The sequence below is a fragment of the Polynucleobacter sp. genome (assembly GCF_018500155.2).
Lineage (GTDB): Bacteria > Pseudomonadota > Gammaproteobacteria > Burkholderiales > Burkholderiaceae > Polynucleobacter.
In genome coordinates this window covers 1-16301 of the sequence record NZ_JAHBAK020000051.1, presented here as the reverse complement: position 1 = coordinate 16301, position 16301 = coordinate 1, and the positions used below count along the sequence as shown (strand labels likewise).

Annotated in this window: 18 protein-coding genes, 1 tRNA gene, 1 rRNA gene and 1 pseudogene; 15 read left to right on the top strand and 6 right to left on the bottom strand. The window is 45.0% G+C overall.

Annotation, left to right across the window (positions count from 1 at the left end):
* The 9 genes and pseudogenes from KIH43_RS06625 to priA all read left to right on the top strand — a co-directional run.
* Window positions 1–85, top strand: a pseudogene (locus tag KIH43_RS06625) (F0F1 ATP synthase subunit C); the annotation flags it as partial.
* A 63-nt stretch (window positions 86–148) separates the two neighbouring features.
* A complete protein-coding gene (locus KIH43_RS06620; protein ID WP_296970207.1) occupies window positions 149–619 on the top strand; it encodes a F0F1 ATP synthase subunit B in 471 nt (156 codons plus the stop codon).
* Between the two features lies 1 nt (window position 620).
* The gene (locus KIH43_RS06615) at window positions 621–1157 is read left to right on the top strand and encodes a F0F1 ATP synthase subunit delta (RefSeq protein WP_296970205.1); all 537 of its coding nucleotides are present in this window, start codon (window positions 621–623) and stop codon (window positions 1155–1157) included.
* Between the two features lie 45 nt (window positions 1158–1202).
* The gene (gene atpA, locus KIH43_RS06610) at window positions 1203–2744 is read left to right on the top strand and encodes a F0F1 ATP synthase subunit alpha (protein WP_296970203.1); all 1542 of its coding nucleotides are present in this window, start codon (window positions 1203–1205) and stop codon (window positions 2742–2744) included.
* A 15-nt stretch (window positions 2745–2759) separates the two neighbouring features.
* Window positions 2760–3629 carry a F0F1 ATP synthase subunit gamma gene (gene atpG / locus KIH43_RS06605; protein ID WP_296970201.1) on the top strand — a complete coding sequence of 290 codons (870 nt, stop codon included), beginning with the start codon at window positions 2760–2762 and terminating at the stop codon, window positions 3627–3629.
* A gap of 55 nt (window positions 3630–3684) precedes the next feature.
* Window positions 3685–5085, top strand: coding sequence for a F0F1 ATP synthase subunit beta (gene atpD / locus KIH43_RS06600; protein ID WP_215323679.1), 1401 nt, complete (start codon window positions 3685–3687; stop codon window positions 5083–5085).
* Between the two features lie 21 nt (window positions 5086–5106).
* Complete coding sequence (locus KIH43_RS06595) at window positions 5107–5523, top strand: F0F1 ATP synthase subunit epsilon (protein WP_215374625.1); 417 nt, start codon at window positions 5107–5109, stop codon at window positions 5521–5523.
* A 15-nt stretch (window positions 5524–5538) separates the two neighbouring features.
* Entirely contained in the window at window positions 5539–6651 is a 1113-nt protein-coding gene (hemE, locus tag KIH43_RS06590; RefSeq protein WP_296970197.1) for a uroporphyrinogen decarboxylase, read from the top strand.
* A 264-nt stretch (window positions 6652–6915) separates the two neighbouring features.
* Window positions 6916–9051 (top strand): primosomal protein N', encoded by a 2136-nt coding sequence (priA, locus tag KIH43_RS06585; protein WP_297719006.1) that lies wholly within the window; start codon window positions 6916–6918, stop codon window positions 9049–9051.
* Between the two features lie 3 nt (window positions 9052–9054).
* Here the strand turns inward: priA and gcvH are convergent, their stop codons facing one another.
* Entirely contained in the window at window positions 9055–9447 is a 393-nt protein-coding gene (gcvH, locus tag KIH43_RS06580; protein WP_297719003.1) for a glycine cleavage system protein GcvH, read from the bottom strand.
* A 99-nt stretch (window positions 9448–9546) separates the two neighbouring features.
* Here gcvH and KIH43_RS06575 point away from each other — a divergent pair, with 99 nt between their 5' ends.
* Complete coding sequence (locus KIH43_RS06575; protein WP_297719011.1) at window positions 9547–10185, top strand: MBL fold metallo-hydrolase; 639 nt, start codon at window positions 9547–9549, stop codon at window positions 10183–10185.
* 14 nt (window positions 10186–10199) lie between these two features.
* On the opposite strand, the gene KIH43_RS06570 is transcribed toward KIH43_RS06575, so the two are convergent.
* The 3 genes from KIH43_RS06570 to KIH43_RS06560 all read right to left on the bottom strand — a co-directional run bounded on the left by KIH43_RS06570 (window position 10200) and on the right by KIH43_RS06560 (window position 11730).
* Window positions 10200–10385, bottom strand: a complete 186-nt coding sequence (locus tag KIH43_RS06570) for a hypothetical protein (RefSeq protein WP_297719001.1) — start codon at window positions 10383–10385, stop codon at window positions 10200–10202.
* Window positions 10386–10439: 54 nt separating this feature from the next.
* The gene (locus KIH43_RS06565; protein ID WP_296970190.1) at window positions 10440–11570 is read right to left on the bottom strand and encodes a fatty acid desaturase; all 1131 of its coding nucleotides are present in this window, start codon (window positions 11568–11570) and stop codon (window positions 10440–10442) included.
* A gap of 84 nt (window positions 11571–11654) precedes the next feature.
* Window positions 11655–11730, bottom strand: a tRNA-Arg gene (locus KIH43_RS06560).
* A 102-nt stretch (window positions 11731–11832) separates the two neighbouring features.
* Between KIH43_RS06560 and KIH43_RS06555 the strand changes: the two genes are divergently transcribed.
* On the top strand, window positions 11833–12333 hold the full coding sequence (locus tag KIH43_RS06555) for a c-type cytochrome (RefSeq protein WP_296970188.1): 501 nt from the start codon (window positions 11833–11835) through the stop codon (window positions 12331–12333).
* Window positions 12334–12375: 42 nt separating this feature from the next.
* Here the strand turns inward: KIH43_RS06555 and rsmI are convergent, their stop codons facing one another.
* A complete protein-coding gene (gene rsmI, locus KIH43_RS06550; RefSeq protein ID WP_297718997.1) occupies window positions 12376–13281 on the bottom strand; it encodes a 16S rRNA (cytidine(1402)-2'-O)-methyltransferase in 906 nt (301 codons plus the stop codon).
* A gap of 103 nt (window positions 13282–13384) precedes the next feature.
* Here rsmI and KIH43_RS06545 point away from each other — a divergent pair, with 103 nt between their 5' ends.
* The 3 genes from KIH43_RS06545 to KIH43_RS06535 are packed head-to-tail and all read left to right on the top strand — an operon-like array spanning window position 13385 to window position 15028.
* The gene (locus KIH43_RS06545) at window positions 13385–13987 is read left to right on the top strand and encodes a phosphoheptose isomerase (RefSeq protein ID WP_297718994.1); all 603 of its coding nucleotides are present in this window, start codon (window positions 13385–13387) and stop codon (window positions 13985–13987) included.
* 27 nt (window positions 13988–14014) lie between these two features.
* Window positions 14015–14665 (top strand): BON domain-containing protein, encoded by a 651-nt coding sequence (locus tag KIH43_RS06540; protein ID WP_297718991.1) that lies wholly within the window; start codon window positions 14015–14017, stop codon window positions 14663–14665.
* 18 nt (window positions 14666–14683) lie between these two features.
* On the top strand, window positions 14684–15028 hold the full coding sequence (locus tag KIH43_RS06535) for a c-type cytochrome (RefSeq protein ID WP_297718988.1): 345 nt from the start codon (window positions 14684–14686) through the stop codon (window positions 15026–15028).
* A 25-nt stretch (window positions 15029–15053) separates the two neighbouring features.
* On the opposite strand, the gene KIH43_RS06530 is transcribed toward KIH43_RS06535, so the two are convergent.
* A complete protein-coding gene (locus tag KIH43_RS06530; protein WP_297718986.1) occupies window positions 15054–15710 on the bottom strand; it encodes a GNAT family N-acetyltransferase in 657 nt (218 codons plus the stop codon).
* Between the two features lie 473 nt (window positions 15711–16183).
* On the opposite strand from KIH43_RS06530, the gene KIH43_RS06525 reads away from it, so the two are divergent.
* Window positions 16184–16301 (top strand): 16S ribosomal RNA (locus KIH43_RS06525); the annotation flags it as partial.

The following is a 16301-nucleotide window of genomic DNA, read 5'->3' as shown; positions in this document are numbered from 1 at the left end:
TTTGATCGACGCTGCGTTCTTGATCGGCGTTGGTGTTGCAATGTTGTTTGCTTTCGCAAACCCACTGCTCGCAGTTATTAAGTAATTGTTTTGGCGTGGATGACCATCGGGTCATCCGACTGTTCTCAACAATACTGAAAGGAATATCGTGAATCTGAACGCGACCCTATTCGCGCAAATGATCGTCTTCTTCGTCTTATGGTGGGTAGTTGCACGCTTTGTGTGGCCACCTCTAGTGAAGGCGTTAGATGAGCGTTCAAGCAAAATTGCTGACGGCTTAGCAGCTGCTGAGCGTGGCAAAGAAGCGCTTGCATTGGCTAGCAATGAAGCAGAGCAAGAATTAAATAAGGCCCGCCAAGAAGGTGTTCAACGCGTAGCTGAAGCAGAAAAACGTGCACAAATGTCAGCCGAAGAAATTCGTGCTAACGCACAAGCTGAAGCGGCTCGAATCATTTCTCAGGCGAAGCAAGATGCTGATCAACAAATTACGCGTGCACGTGAAGTATTGCGCGCCGAAGTTGCCCTTCTTGCTGTTAAAGGTGCTGAGCAAATTTTGCGTCGTGAAGTTGATGCAAAAGCGCATGGCCAATTACTTGACCAACTAAAGGCAGAACTTTGATATGGCTGATTTAGCCACAATTGCACGTCCTTACGCTGAAGCGCTTTTTCAAAGCGCCAAGCCAGCTGAACTTGCTGGTTGTTTAGAGCAGTTGAATGAATTGGCGCAGCTTGCTGCTATGCCAGAAATTGCTGCCTTATCTAATAACCCAAAAGTTTCCGCTGATGATTTAAGCAAGCTACTTACTGGCATGGTGAAAACCAAGCTAGATCCTAAGGTGGCTAGCTTTTTAAATCTTGTGAATCAAAACCACCGCTTGGCAGCCGTTCCAGAAATTGCGCATCAATTTGAAGCAATGAAGAACAAGAGCGAAGGTGCAGCAGAAGTAATGATTACTAGCGCATTCCCTTTAGAGGGTTCTGCGTTAACTGATTTGTTGTCAAGTTTGAAGAAGCGCTTTGGGGGTAAGGAATTGCGCCCAACTATCCAAGTTGATCCAGCATTGATTGGCGGTGTTCGCATTCAAGTTGGTGATGAAGTCATGGATAGTTCTGTCAAGGCACAGTTAGCTCAAATGCAAGCAAGTCTTGGCGCATAAGTTATCCCTATTAAGAACATACGAAATAAGACCCAGGAGTAAGTAATGCAACTCAATCCTTCCGAGATCAGCGAACTGATCAAAAGCCGAATTAGCGAATTGGGTGTTGACTCCCAAGTTCGCAACGAAGGCACTGTAATTTCAGTGACTGACGGTATTTGCCGTGTACACGGTTTGTCTGGTGTGATGCAGGGCGAAATGTTGGAATTCCCAAACAACACGATCGGCTTGGCACTAAACCTTGAGCGCGATTCTGTCGGTGCCGTTGTCTTGGGTGAGTACACCCATGTTAAAGAAGGCGACCCAGTTAAATGTACAGGCCGCATTTTGGAAGTTCCAGTCGGTCCGGAGTTGCTCGGGCGCGTAGTGAACGCGTTGGGCCAACCCATTGATGGCAAAGGCCCAATCAATACCAAATTAACTGACTTCATTGAAAAAGTTGCTCCTGGTGTTATTGCACGTCAATCTGTTAGCCAGCCAGTTCAAACTGGTTTGAAGGCGATTGATGCGATGGTTCCTATTGGACGCGGTCAGCGTGAGTTAATCATTGGCGACCGTCAAACCGGTAAGACAGCGGTTGCGGTTGATGCGATCATCAACCAAAAAGGTAAAGGTGTTTATTGCGTTTACGTTGCGATTGGGCAAAAGGCTTCTACGATTGCTAACGTTGTGCGCAAACTTACTGAAAACGGTGCGATGGACTACACCATTGTTGTTGCTGCGAGCGCGTCTGAGTCTGCAGCGATGCAGTACCTTTCTGCATACGCCGGCTGCACCATGGGCGAATACTTCCGCGATCGCGGTGAAGATGCTTTGATTGTTTATGATGACTTGACCAAGCAAGCAGTTGCTTATCGTCAAATTTCCTTGTTGCTCCGCCGCCCACCAGGCCGTGAAGCATATCCAGGGGACGTGTTCTATCTCCACTCACGCTTGCTTGAGCGCGCTGCTCGTGTGAACGCTGACTATGTTGAGAAGTTTACGAATGGTGCAGTAAAAGGTAAGACTGGTTCATTGACCGCTTTGCCAATTATTGAAACTCAAGCGGGTGACGTTTCTGCTTTCGTTCCAACCAACGTTATTTCGATTACTGACGGACAGATCTTCTTGGAAACTGACTTGTTCAACGCTGGTATTCGTCCTGCGATTAACGCAGGTATTTCAGTATCTCGCGTTGGTGGTGCAGCACAAACTAAAGTTATTAAGAAATTGTCTGGCGGTATTCGTACCGACTTAGCGCAGTATCGTGAATTGGCAGCGTTTGCTCAGTTCGCATCTGATCTTGATGAGGCAACCCGTAAGCAGCTCGAGCGTGGTCGTCGTGTTACTGAATTGTGTAAACAGGCGCAATACAAGCCACTCCAAGTTTGGGAAATGGCTGCATCACTTTATGCAGTTAACAACGGCTTCTTTGATGATCTAGAAGTGAAGAATGTATTGGCATTCGAAAAAGGATTGCAAGATCACTTGAAATCAAAATACGCTGACTTAGTTGGACGTATTGAAGAAACCAAAGATTTGAGCAAAGAAGACGAAGCCGCTTTGCGTGCTGCGATTGAGGACTACAAGCGTTCAGCAGCCTTCTAAGGACGCATAGAGATCATGGCCGGCACAAAAGAGATACGATCAAAGATCAAGAGCGTGCAAAACACGCGCAAGATCACGAAGGCAATGGAAATGGTCGCCGCATCCAAGATGCGTCGCGCCCAGGAGCGCATGCGTAATGCGCGCCCCTATGCTGAAAAAATTCGTGAAATTGTTGCCAATCTTTCTAAAGCAAATCCTGAGTATCGTCCTGCTTATATGGCGACTCGTGAAATCAAGAAGGTTGGCACGATCTTGGTTACAACAGACAAAGGTTTATGCGGCGGTTTAAATACCAACGTATTGCGTTTGATTGCTAACCAAGTGCGTGATTTGCAAGCAAAAAATGTAGATATTGAGTACACCGCAATTGGTTCAAAAGGCCTGCAATTTTTGAATCGTTCAAAAGCAAAACTCATTTCTCAAACCGTCCAAATTGGCGATACGCCACATTTAGATGTCTTGATTGGTGCAATTACTGCCCAATTAGAAGCGTTTGAGCGTGGTGAGATTGATGCTGTGTATTTGGCATACACCCGCTTCGTTAATGCGATGAAGCAAGAACCCGTTTTGGAGAAGCTTTTGCCCCTAGAGCCAGCTGCGCTGACTCCTGAGGACAAATCGGGCCCATCATGGGATTACATTTACGAGCCTGACGCAGAGTCCATTTTGAATGGATTGTTAAAGCGTTACGTTGAAGCAATGATTTATCAAGCTGTTGCTGAAAATATGGCTTCTGAGCAGTCTGCTCGTATGGTCTCAATGAAGGCTGCGTCAGACAATGCGAAGAATGTGATTGGCGAATTGCAATTGGATTACAACAAAACACGACAAGCTGCTATTACCAAAGAGTTGTCTGAAATTGTTGGTGGAGCGGCTGCGGTTTAAGCGGTCAGCATTTAGGAATACGAAAGAATTTACGGAATTAAAAGCGGAGAAAGCGATGAGTAACGGAAATATCGTGCAATGTATCGGTCCAGTGGTGGACATTCAGTTCCCACGCGACAAAATGCCAAACATTTATGATGCGTTGACATTAGTTGAAAGCGGCGAAAAATCATTTGCTGAAAAAGGGTTGACCTTTGAAGTTCAGCAACAAATCGGTGATGGCGTAGTTCGCGCGATTGCCATGGGCGCGAGCGATGGTTTGCGTCGCGGCATGGAAGTGAAATCTACCGGCCAGCCTATTTCTGTTCCTGTCGGTCCAGCAACTTTGGGCCGCATCATGGACGTATTGGGTCGCCCGATTGATGATGCAGGCCCAATCGCTACAGAAGAGCGTCGCGCAATCCATCAACCAGCTCCTAAGTTTGATGAGCTTTCACCCTCAGTTGACTTGCTAGAAACCGGCATCAAGGTTATTGACCTCGTTTGCCCATTTGCTAAGGGTGGTAAGGTTGGCTTGTTCGGTGGCGCGGGTGTGGGTAAGACCGTGAACATGATGGAATTGATTAACAACATCGCTAAGCAACACTCTGGTTTGTCAGTGTTTGCTGGTGTTGGTGAGCGTACTCGTGAAGGTAATGACTTCTACCACGAAATGAAAGAGTCAAACGTTATCGATAAAGTAGCGATGGTGTTTGGTCAGATGAATGAGCCTCCCGGTAACCGTTTGCGCGTTGCGTTAACAGGTTTGACCATGGCGGAAGCATTCCGTGACGAAGGCCGCGACATTTTGTTCTTCGTTGACAACATCTATCGTTATACATTGGCAGGTACTGAAGTTTCTGCGTTGCTTGGTCGTATGCCTTCCGCTGTGGGTTACCAACCTACATTGGCTGAAGAGATGGGTAAATTGCAAGAGCGTATTACTTCTACGAAGACTGGTTCTGTTACTTCTATTCAGGCCGTTTATGTTCCTGCGGATGACTTGACTGACCCATCTCCAGCAACAACCTTCTTGCACTTGGATTCCACCGTTGTGTTATCTCGTGATATTGCTGCCTTGGGTATCTACCCTGCAGTGGATCCTTTGGATTCCACCAGCCGTCAGCTCGATCCACAAGTGGTTGGCCAAGAGCACTATGAAGTGGCTCGCGCCGTGCAGATGACTTTGCAGCGCTACAAAGAATTGCGCGACATTATTGCAATTTTGGGTATGGACGAGTTATCTCCAGAAGATAAATTGGCTGTAGCCCGCGCACGTAAGATTCAGCGTTTCTTGTCCCAGCCTTTCCACGTTGCTGAGGTGTTCACTGGTTCACCAGGTAAATACGTTCCATTGAAAGAAACCATCCGTGGCTTCAAGATGATCGTAAGTGGTGAGTTGGATCACTTGCCTGAGCAAGCGTTCTACATGGTGGGTTCAATTGATGAAGCCATCGAGAAAGCGAAGAAGCTTTAATCGATTTCATCTAGGGAAATTATGTCAAGCATACATGTCGACGTAGTGAGTGCTGAGCAGTCCATTTTTAGTGGAGAGGCTAAGTTTGTGGCCCTTCCTGGTGAAAGTGGTGAGCTCGGCATCTTGCGTGGCCACACACCGCTAATTACTCGAATTCGTCCTGGCTCTGTCCGCATTGAAAAAGCGGATGGAGACGAAGAATTTGTGTTTGTTGCTGGTGGCTACTTAGAGGTTCAGCCTGATCGTGTCACAGTATTAGCAGATACCGCTATTCGTGGTCACGACCTTGATGAAGCTAAAGCATTAGAAGCAAAGAAACGCGCTGAAGAGGCGATGCAAAACCGTGGCACTGACTTTGATTTGGCATTGGCCCAGTCTGAGTTTGCGATGGCTGCTGCCCAACTTGCAGCAATCGCACGTTTCCGTCGTAAAAAGTAAAAACCGGTCAGCTCCTTGTTGTTAAACGACCGGTTTTTAAAAGCCTGCCTGGGTGAAGCGGTAGATCAAACACCGCTTTGGCTCATGCGTCAAGCTGGCCGATATCTTCCTGAATACAATGCCACCCGTGCAAAGGCCGGAAGTTTCTTAGGCCTTGCAAAAAATCCCGCATATGCCACTGAAGTAACCCTTCAGCCCTTAGACCGCTATCCCTTAGATGCGGCTATTTTATTTTCAGATATTTTGACCATTCCTGATGCGATGGGGTTGGGCCTCAAATTTACTGCAGGGGAGGGCCCCAGCTTTGATCATCCCTTGCGCACCGAAGAGGATGTCAAGAAATTGCGTGCTGCGGATATGAACGAGCTCAAATATGTGTTTGATGCTGTATCCGAAATTCGTAAAGCTTTAGTTCAAGATGGCAAGCAACGCGTGCCTTTGATTGGCTTCTCTGGTAGCCCATGGACTTTAGCGTGCTACATGATTGATGGGTCTAGCGCGGACGATTTTCGCCATGCTAAAACGATGATGTTTAGTCGTCCCGATTTGCTTGAACATATCTTGAATATCAATGCACAATCTGTTGCGACGTATTTAACTGAGCAATTGAAAGCAGGTGCGCAAGCGCTGATGATTTTTGATACTTGGGGCGGAATGTTGCCAGACGGTTGGTATCAAAAGATGTCATTATCTTCAATGCAAAAAGTAATTAGCCTTTTGCCAAGAGAGTATGAAGGTAAAAAAATTCCCGTCATTATGTTTACTAAAGGCGGAGCGATTTGGTTAAATGATATGGCGCAAGTTGGCGCAGATGTTATTGCACTAGATTGGACAATGTCTCTTGGCCGCGCGCGCAAACAGTTGCTCGCTTTAAACAAGCCGCTTGCTTTGCAAGGTAATTTAGATCCTCTCATTTTGTTTTCTCAACCAAAGGAGATTGCAAAACAAGTGGACAACGTACTAGAAGATTTGGCACGTGCCCCAGCCTTGCGGCCAGGTTTGCATCCTTTAGATGGGCACGTGTTTAATTTGGGACATGGAATATCTCAATTTACCCCTCCAGAAAGCGTCACCGCTTTGGCGCAAGAAGTAATTTCTCGATCTAGGGCTCTTAGATCAACGCCTTAAAACCGAGTGCTTGCTAACTTTCATAGAGAAATAACTGCAAAAGTTATGCACAGTTTTGGTTAGAAGCGAGAATTCAGTAAGATTCCGTTAAAAGATAAACTTTAACTTTCGGAAGAGTCTATAACTTATTGATTTATATGAATAAATTGTAGGATTTTTTGAAAAGGGCGCTGCAAAAGATTGCTGGTAAATTAGCTTATAAATCAGGGCTCTTGGACGATATCCACAGACTTATCCACAAGTAAAACAGAAAAAACGAAGCAGATGACGTCGTCACCCATAGTGGTTCAAGTAGTAGTTGATAAACCCCTTGCCCAGGGGTTTGACTATTTATGGGATGTAAAGGATCTCGGACTGGAGCCACAGGTGGGACAGTTAGTTGAAGTCCCATTTGGAAGATCAACGATAGTGGGTTTAGTAATAAAAGTGAGCACTCACTCTGACTATAGTGTCGATAAATTGAAAAATGTTGCTCAAGTTTGTCCACTATCACCATTGGATGCAGCAACGCTAAGGCTCATGAATTTTGCAAGTCAATACTACATTCATGGGCTTGGTGAGACCATTATTCCGTCGATTCCAAAGATGTGGAGAAAGGCGGCTGATTGGACTAAAAATTTTTCAAAAATACATCAATCGGCTTCCAAAAAAACAAACAAAAAAGTTGCAGCGCCACTAGAAGCCGATGGCTATATCAGCGAAACACAATTAAACAAAGTGCAAACAGCAGCCTTGGGTGAGCTACGCAAAAAAGAGGCACAAGAATTTACATGCTTTTTGTTGCAAGGACAAACTGGTAGTGGCAAAACAGCGGTGTATTTAAATTGGTTGCAAACTGTATTAGAAGAACCAAATTCACAAGCGCTCATCTTGGTGCCCGAAATTAATTTAACGCCGCAGTTAGAGCGGAGGGTGCGAGCATATTTTCCGCATAAGAAAATGGTTGTGCTCCATAGTGGAGTGAGCGAGAACAAGCGCGGCCTAGCATGGTATGAAGCTGCCACTGGTAAGGCACAAATTATTTTGGGAACGCGTTTAGCAGCTTTAACGCCGTTACCAAATTTGAGGGCAATAGTAGTCGACGAGGAACACGACTCTTCATATAAGCAGCAAGATGGTATTCGGTATTCCGCTAGAGATCTGGCAGTTTGGCGTGCGCATGATCTTAAAATTCCAATTGCTCTTGTGTCGGCAACTCCCTCGCTCGAAACTTGGTTGGCTGGAAAATCAGGGCGCTATCAACATCTCCGGTTAGATCAGCGCGCACAAGGCGCGGGACTGCCTAAAGTCAACTTGATCAATACGAAAGATGCACGGAATCAATTTAGCCCTGGTGATGAAGATAGGCCGATTGAAAAAATCTCATTAAGCAAGCCGTTGGTCAATGCCGTTAGAGAAAGTTTGGCCAATAAGAAACAAAGTTTGATTTTGATAAATCGACGAGGCTTTGCCCCGGTGATCAGTTGTAATGCCTGTTCATGGCTTTCTAAATGTCATCAATGTAGTTCATATTTAGTGATGCATAAAGCAGGCGCATTAGGGCGCAAAGCATCCTTAAGTTGTCATCATTGTGGCTTAATGCGGCCAGTGCCATCATCTTGCCCTGATTGTGGCAATGTTGATTTAAAGCCTTTAGGTCAGGGAACGCAAAAGCTTGAGGATGCAATTGCATCCTTATGGTCTTCGGCCAGGGTCTTGCGTATTGACACCGATTCTAGCCGCACGAGTAAGGGTGCTGAAGCGCTCTTTCAAGAGATTCACAACGGGAGCGCAGACATTGTTGTTGGTACTCAAATGATTGCTAAGGGCCATGATTACCAGAATATCGGTCTGGTTGCGGTCTTAGATGCTGACAGTCGATTGTTTTCACAAGATTTTCGGGCTGCGGAAAGATTGTTTGCACAACTAGTGCAAGTTGCCGGAAGGGCTGGACGCGCTAGCAGGGATGGTGAAGATGGCGGAAATATTTATATCGAAACCCAGTTTCCTGATGCTGCAGTTTTTCAATATTTGTTAAAGCATGATGTTGATGGTTTTTTATCCTATATTGCTGGCGAGAGAGAGGAGGCGAAATTGCCCCCTTTTACTTATCAGGGTTTGGTGCATGCAGAGGCCAAGAGCCTTGAAAAGGCACTACATTTTTTGGGCTCTCTAAAAGGAAGGCTTAAAGGCGCGGGCCTTATAACAAAAGACTTGCAGGTCTATGACCCGGTACCCAGAAGTATGATGAAGATCGCTGGATCTGAGCGCGCTCAGTTAGTGGTGGAGTCTAGCGATCGCAGAACACTGCAAGATGCACTTGAGTGGATAGATCGTGATTTGAGAGAAATCTCTCAGGGAAGAATAAGCAAGGGCAGCAAAGTTCGATGGTTGATTGAGCGCGACCCCATTTCAATTTAGGCATTAGGCGCCGGGCCCAGAGTTATAGGCTTCTTGGCTTAATAGTTGGCTTAATTCAGAATGAAGAGCCTCGTTAGAGAGGGGTTTGATTTTAAACAGCCAGGTTGAATACGGTTTTTCATTGACCGATTCAGGCGCAGCATCGACATCTGCGTTTAGCTCAATAATTTCCCCGCTGATAGGCGCATGAATATCGCTAGCTGCCTTTACTGATTCGATGACTGCAATTGCTTCGCCTTGCTTAACTTGCTGGCCAAGCTTAGGCGCTTGGAAGAACATCACGTCACCCAAGGCTTCTTGCGCATGATTGCTGATGCCAACCCATACTAAGCCATCAGACTCAATGTCGGCCCACTCATGAGTTTCTGCAAATTTAAATGTATCCGGTTGGTTCATGGTTTTATCCTTTGAGAACATTTTATGCCCAGTTCTACAAACTAGGGGCTCGTACAATATTCATTTATCTGTATTGCTTATTCATTTTTATATATGCCAATTAAATTAGGAATTGTTCCGGTTACCCCCTTTGAACAAAATTGCTCCATTTTGGTTTGCCAGGAAACTGGGGATGCGGCTGTGGTTGATCCAGGGGGCGATATTGAAAAGATTCTGGACGGCGTTAAGCAGATGGGCGGCAACGTGAAAAAGATTTTGCTTACTCACGGACACTTAGATCATTGCGCAGCTGCAAAAGATTTGGCAGATCAACTGGGGGTGCCTATTGAGGGGCCTCAAGAAGATGAGCGTTTCTGGATTGATCAATTACCAGAACAAACAGTGCGTTTTGGTTTTGGCCATGCAAAAGTTTTTGAGCCCAATCGATGGCTAAATGATGGTGATCATGTTCGGGTGGGCAATGTTGATCTTGAAGTTTTTCATTGTCCCGGCCATACACCTGGTCACGTAGTTTTCTATGACAAGGAAGATCGCCTGGCCATTGTTGGCGATGTATTGTTTGCTGGATCAATAGGCAGAACAGATTTCCCACGCGGAAATCATGCAGATTTAATCAATGCGATTAAAACAAAGCTGTGGCCTTTAGGCGATGATGTGCAATTTGTTCCTGGTCATGGACCAATGTCCACTTTTGGTAGCGAGCGCAAGTCAAACCCATATGTAGGGGATGGCGCTTAAAACTTACAAGAAGTTTAGGTTTTTGCTGAACCGGTACGGTGTGTGCGATTGTATAAACAGCTAGCGCAAATCCAACGCTGTTTGCGATTGCTTGTTGGAATCCAAGTGCCGCCCTCAAGTCGCTTTTCACGGCTACAAGAAGAGCAAAATTTTAGGCTTTGTGAGTTATCTTGGGTAGCTGCTGGAGTTGAGGTAGTCATGGGCAATCCGGGTAAGGCAAATCTTTATACAGAAGATCTATTTTACCCGTTTTGTCATGCTGGGATTGGGGTTAAGACAACCCTGACCGAATCAGCTGTTTTATTGCCATCAAAATCGAGCCATGCCTTGTTTTCAAAGTCATAAAGCTTACATTTACGGGCAGTATCGAAATACCAAGACCATGAGAACTTTTGAATAAAGATACGGTCTGGCAGGATGGTTTCAAGGGTTTTTTGAGCCTCTGGGAGGCGATATAGCGGAACGCTCATGTCAACGTGATGGGCAGTGTGCTCCATGATGTGGTGCATCAACGAGCCCCATATCCAACCAAAAGTCAGGTGAACCGTGGTCGATACAAAAGGCTGGGCGCGCAACCATTCTGATTTTTTGTCATACCAAGAAACCGATGGATGAGTGTGATGGACATAAACCACAAAGCCGATCATGCCGTTCCAGAACAAAAATGGGACTGCAAAACCAGTAATTAATCCAATCCAAATGGATTGGCCTGTAGCAATAGCGCCAGCGATCAGACATCCAATCCAAATGATTGCGAATGCTGTAACCAACAAATTATCTTTAAGAAAAATTGGGCGGTCGCCAGGTTTATTTTGGGCATTTGGGAAGTACTCACGTCTCCACCAAATTTCAATGAGATAGTAAAAAACAGGACCCCAACCACTACGGTATAGGCGCTCTAAAGCCTTGCGGAATGGGGGTAAGGCGTCATATTCTGCTTTTGATAATGGGGCCCAGACAAAATCAAATCCTTTTAAATTTGTTTGTCCGTGATGCACAACATTGTGTCCTACATCCCAAAGACTGTAAGGGGTAAGTGAGGGTAAAAATGCAATGCGACCCAAGACTTTGTTAAGTTCACGATTGGGGGTAAAGCTCTGATGACAAGCATCATGACCCAGAATAAAAATGCGGCCAGTAACAAATCCCGCTACTAAACCAAAGATTACCTTGAGAAAAATATTTTCGACAAATACAGTTCCGGCGATGCATCCTAGCCATAAAAAAGCATCAATTAAAAGCAATAAAATGGCTCGACCAGTTTCGCCTTTTGCCATGGGAATTAACCAGCTGCGAATAATTTTTCGATGCGGTAATGGTGCCTCAGGGGGTAAGGGATTGGTCAGAGATGGCTCTGAAAGGGCTGAATTTAGATTAGTAGACACGATAAGAATCAATAAGTTAGAGCCTAATGATAGCGGTTTTTGCGATTTTTCGCATGATATAGGTCAAAAACCCCTTGTATTTTGTGGCGCGCCCGGCAGGAATCGAACCTGCGACCCTTGGCTTCGGAGGCCAATACTCTATCCACTGAGCTACGGGCGCTGGGAAATCTAAAAACTGCCCTATTGTAAGTGCCTATAACCCTACTCTCTAGTTATAATCACCGCAATCTAACCCTTTAAACCCGTCAAACGATAAATTCTTATGAGCAACGAGCACGGAAGCCTGATTAAGTCCCCAAAACAACTCATCATCATGGTGTTTGCAAGTTTTTTTGTGCCCCTAATAATTATTTTGTTGCTGATGGTGTTTGTGAACAATGGCAAGCGTGGCGATTCCTCCACAACAACTGAACAGTTAATTAAGCCGGTTGCGCAATTAAATTTCAAGGACGCAAGCGGACCAAAAGAGCTCCAAACTGGCGAACAGGTATACAAAACCGTTTGCTCTTCTTGTCATGCAAGTGGCGCTGCTGGCGCGCCTAAATTTGGCGACACTGCTGCTTGGGCAGCACGCTTAGGTAAAGGATACGATGGATTGCTCACCTCAGTTCTAAAGGGTAAAGGTGCAATGCCTGCGCGTGGTGGAGCTAGTCCAACCGATGTTAGCGATTATGAATTGGGCCGCGCAGTTGTGTATCTGGCTAATTCAGCTGGTGGCAAGCTGCCTGAGCCAAAAGCCCCTGCTGCCCCAGCAGCGAAATAATTTTTTTCACCGATTAAAAAAGCTGGCTGCGTGCCAGCTTTTTTATTTTTCTTCTCCAATTGCTTTGGCATCCAAAGCAATTTGGTAGGCATCTTTTTTTGCAATACCTAATATTTGGGAAAGAACCGTTGCGATTTCTTTGCTACTCAAAAATGGGCTCAAGACATTAGCCCAACGCATTAGTGCGTCATGGTCTACAGGCTCATTGGCCGCTGCTGGACGGCCTTCAATCAAGATAATGAACTCGCCTTTAAGTGTTTGATGGGCTTCTATCCAAGCCGAAATCTCATTGGCTTTGATAGAAATAAGTTGCTCAAATTTTTTTGTTAACTCACGACAGATGAAGATTTGGCGATCACCCTCCAAAGAGTTAGCGAGTAAAAGTAGGGTTTCGCGAATATGGTGTGGCGACTCAAAGAAGATGCTGGTTTTTTTGCTTTCACAAATGTCTCGCAGAATAAGCTCACGCTCTTTAGTTTTGTGAGGCCAAAATCCTAAAAATTGAAATTGCCCTTCTGAGTTCAACATCACAGAGCCAGAAACTGAGATCGCGCTAGACACTGCGCTAGGGCCAGGAATAGGGATGACTCTAAGAGCTGCTTTTTGTGCGGCATCTACAAGGCGCGCCCCTGGGTCAGAAACTCCTGGCGTTCCTGCATCAGAGATGTAAGCCCATCTTTCTCCTTTTGCTAAATGCTCAAGCACGGTTTGTGAGGCGCTATGTTCATTGTGTGCATGTAAGGCTAAGCATTTTTTATGAATGCCGAATTGCTGCAGTAATGCTGCGCTATGTCTAGTATCTTCACAGGCAATTCCATCTACCGAACTGAGGACATGAAGGGCCCGTAAGGTGATATCTCCCAAATTGCCAATTGGCGTCGCCACCATATATAAAGCGCCCGCAGGCAAATCCTGTTGCTTCAAAAAATCCAATGAACCTAGTTCCATGGGGATATTGTCTGCTGAAGGTGAGTGAATAAGCAAGGATATATATTGCTTTTAGGTTAAGCTGATGACATTGAAATCAAGGGCTTTGAAGCATAATACTGCTATGGATAAAGAGACTATAGAACGCTTACGTAAACGTGCGTCCCAGCATTTTTTAGACAGTATTGCTGTAAAACATGAAGCAGAAAAAACGCTTCCTGAATCTGTGGCACGCGGAATTTTAGCGATGGTTGATTGCTTAAAATCAGGCGGCAAGATAATGGCGTGCGGTAATGGTGGCTCTGCTGCTGATGCGCAACATTTTGCAGCAGAACTGATTGGACGTTTTGAAAGAGAGCGACAAGAGCTGGCAGCAATTGCACTTACCACCGACAGCTCTATCTTGACCGCAGTTGGAAATGACTACAGCTATGACGATGTGTTTAGCAAACAGGTTCGCGGCTTAGGTAAGAAGGGTGACATTCTGATAGGCATCTCCACTTCAGGTAATTCAAAGAATGTTGTGAAGGCCATTGAAGTTGCAAAAAAACTTGGGATGAAAGTCATTGCGCTAACCGGTAATGGTGGCGGGAAGATTGCAAATTTATTAGACAAAGAGGATATTCACCTATGTGCGCCCTCAACACGAACAGCGCGCATACAGGAAACTCATTTGGTATTGCTGCATGCATTATGTGATGGGGTAGATCACATTTTGCTCGATTAACTTTTTACAAACCGTAAAGACACTTAAATGCAAATTCAATTTTTTGGTAAATCTTTTGTAACATTGTTGGTCGCGGCGCAGCTATCTGCATGTGGGGCAATTGCAGTGGGTGGCGTTGCTGCGGGCGCCAGTGTGATGGCAGATAGGCGTACGCCAGGAGTGCAAGCCATCGATCGTGGTATTGAGCTAGAAGCTAATGCTGTACTTGCTAAAAAATTTGGTGATAACGCGCATATTAATGTGACCTCGTTTAATCAAAAAGTTTTATTGACTGGCGAAGCTAAAGACGCTGACATTAAAAGCGCTGCCGGTGATTATGTAAAGAGCATGAAGAATGCGCGATCTGTTTTTAATGAAATTATTATTGGGCCAAACAGCTCTTATACTGCGCGCGCCAACGATGCATATCTCGAATCCAAAATAAAAACCCAAATGATTTTTACTGAAAAATTACCGTCTAATTCAATGTCGGTAGTAGTAACAGGAACAAGCGTTTATTTAATGGGAATCCTTACGCAAAACGAAGCGGATATGGCAAAGAAAATTGCTAGCAATACAAATGGCGTTAAAGATGTTTACGTTTACTTTGACATCATTTCAACTGAAGAAAAAAATCGCCTAGAGAAGCAAGGAAAGGCTGATGAAGCGCAGCCTAATACGCCCCCAAAGTTTCAATAATTTCTGAGTAATGTTTTGATGTTTGGCAATAAGGTAATAGCAAAAATTGCTTTGTTTTTTATTACTAGTATTTTTTTGAATACTGCGTCACTTGCAAATGATGATCAAAAAGCATTTGCCCTTGCCAAACAAAATGCTTGCATGGGTTGCCATGCTGTTGATAAAAAAATAGTTGGCCCTAGCTTTCAGTCGGTTGCGCAGAAATACAAAAATGATTCACAGGCGCCAACATTTTTAAAAAATAAAATTGCAAAGGGCGGTGCGGGTTCATGGGGTGTGGTGCCCATGCCAGCAAATACAAAATTAAATGATGGAGATTTATCTCTACTAACTGCTTGGATACTTCGCGGAGCTCCGCAATAAAACTAGTAAGTTGTTGCGCTGTATATCAACGCGCGTGGCGTGGTTTTCCTAAAAACCACCACCATGCTTGATTAGCAAGTTTTAAATTTTCTTTCAGCGCGTAATCAAAGTCTGCCCACTGTTCGTTGGCGACTTCATCCACAATCGTGCCAGGGTTTGCTGGAGGCAAAGAGAGGTAAGCATCTGCATCGCCATAGGCATATTCAACAGTCATTCCGGCCTTTTGAGCTAGATGCATCATGCCTTTGTTGTTAGCAAGACAATGCACGTACAGTGTTTGAATATTGCTATTGCGCGCATGAACTGTGCAACGCTCTAAAAGTGCAGTTCCAATGCCCTGAGCCCTGCCTTCTGGCAATACAGACACCCCAAATTCAGCGGAGTGCGCTTCATTTGTAATCTGGGGCAAATAGGCTAAATGCGCCATCCCGACAAGCTTTAGGTCTGCATTAAAAACGCCAAAAATCGCATCTTTATTGAAATCCAGGCCGTCAACATAGTGATGAATGACTTCGTCAGGGGTTTGCGTGCCAAATCTAAGGCGCCGATCTTCCTCGCCTAGCGACAAAAGATGGCTCAGAATTTCTGACCTGTGACCTGAATGCAGTTCGCGAACAGGAACGGCCACCCCCGCCAGATATGGCTTGGTTAGTGAGTGATTGTTCGCTAATTTATTGTGCATAGCAATATATTAACAGTTTTCAAGGAAATTTACAGGGTTTTCCCTAGTATGTTGCTTATAGGCACATTTCACATGGGAGCGCAGGAAAGGGAAGGGGCCTCTTTGGCCAAAAATCAAAAAAAGAGCAAAAATTTTAAAAAAATGTTGAAATTTTTTTAAAACATAACCTATTGATTTTGTTGGTTTTATTTTGCTTGAAGGATAAATCTGCGCTTTTTTTAAGAAAAATAGTGCAAAAGGTGTTGACAACCCTATTCGGGTATGTCATAGTCTCGCTTCTTCGCTGAATGTTTTTAAAAAACGATTCAGCCCTCTTTAAAAATTAGTCAACCGATAATTGTGGGTACTAAGTGAAAGCATCCAGTCCTTCGGGACAGATGTAAATAAATAGTACTCATAGACAGTAAAGATTTGGTTTTTTACCAAGTCGATTTCTTGAATGAGTGCGACGATCCGCAAGGATCACAGGAATTGAACTGAAGAGTTTGATCCTGGCTCAGATTGAACGCTGGCGGCATGCCTTACACATGCAAGTCGAACGGCAGCACGGGTGCTTGCACCTGGTGGCGAGTGGCGAACGGGTGAGTAATA

Coding starts and splice junctions, on each gene's coding strand:
- KIH43_RS06615 (WP_296970205.1), top strand. CDS start 621: ATGGCTGATTTAGCCACAATTGCACGTCCTTACGCTGAAGCGCTTTTT.
- atpA (WP_296970203.1), top strand. CDS start 1,203: ATGCAACTCAATCCTTCCGAGATCAGCGAACTGATCAAAAGCCGAATT.
- atpG (WP_296970201.1), top strand. CDS start 2,760: ATGGCCGGCACAAAAGAGATACGATCAAAGATCAAGAGCGTGCAAAAC.
- atpD (WP_215323679.1), top strand. CDS start 3,685: ATGAGTAACGGAAATATCGTGCAATGTATCGGTCCAGTGGTGGACATT.
- KIH43_RS06595 (WP_215374625.1), top strand. CDS start 5,107: ATGTCAAGCATACATGTCGACGTAGTGAGTGCTGAGCAGTCCATTTTT.
- priA (WP_297719006.1), top strand. CDS start 6,916: ATGACGTCGTCACCCATAGTGGTTCAAGTAGTAGTTGATAAACCCCTT.
- gcvH (WP_297719003.1), bottom strand. CDS start 9,447: ATGAACCAACCGGATACATTTAAATTTGCAGAAACTCATGAGTGGGCC.
- KIH43_RS06570 (WP_297719001.1), bottom strand. CDS start 10,385: ATGACTACCTCAACTCCAGCAGCTACCCAAGATAACTCACAAAGCCTA.
- KIH43_RS06555 (WP_296970188.1), top strand. CDS start 11,833: ATGAGCAACGAGCACGGAAGCCTGATTAAGTCCCCAAAACAACTCATC.
- rsmI (WP_297718997.1), bottom strand. CDS start 13,281: ATGGAACTAGGTTCATTGGATTTTTTGAAGCAACAGGATTTGCCTGCG.
- KIH43_RS06545 (WP_297718994.1), top strand. CDS start 13,385: ATGGATAAAGAGACTATAGAACGCTTACGTAAACGTGCGTCCCAGCAT.
- KIH43_RS06540 (WP_297718991.1), top strand. CDS start 14,015: ATGCAAATTCAATTTTTTGGTAAATCTTTTGTAACATTGTTGGTCGCG.
- KIH43_RS06535 (WP_297718988.1), top strand. CDS start 14,684: ATGTTTGGCAATAAGGTAATAGCAAAAATTGCTTTGTTTTTTATTACT.
- KIH43_RS06530 (WP_297718986.1), bottom strand. CDS start 15,710: ATGCACAATAAATTAGCGAACAATCACTCACTAACCAAGCCATATCTG.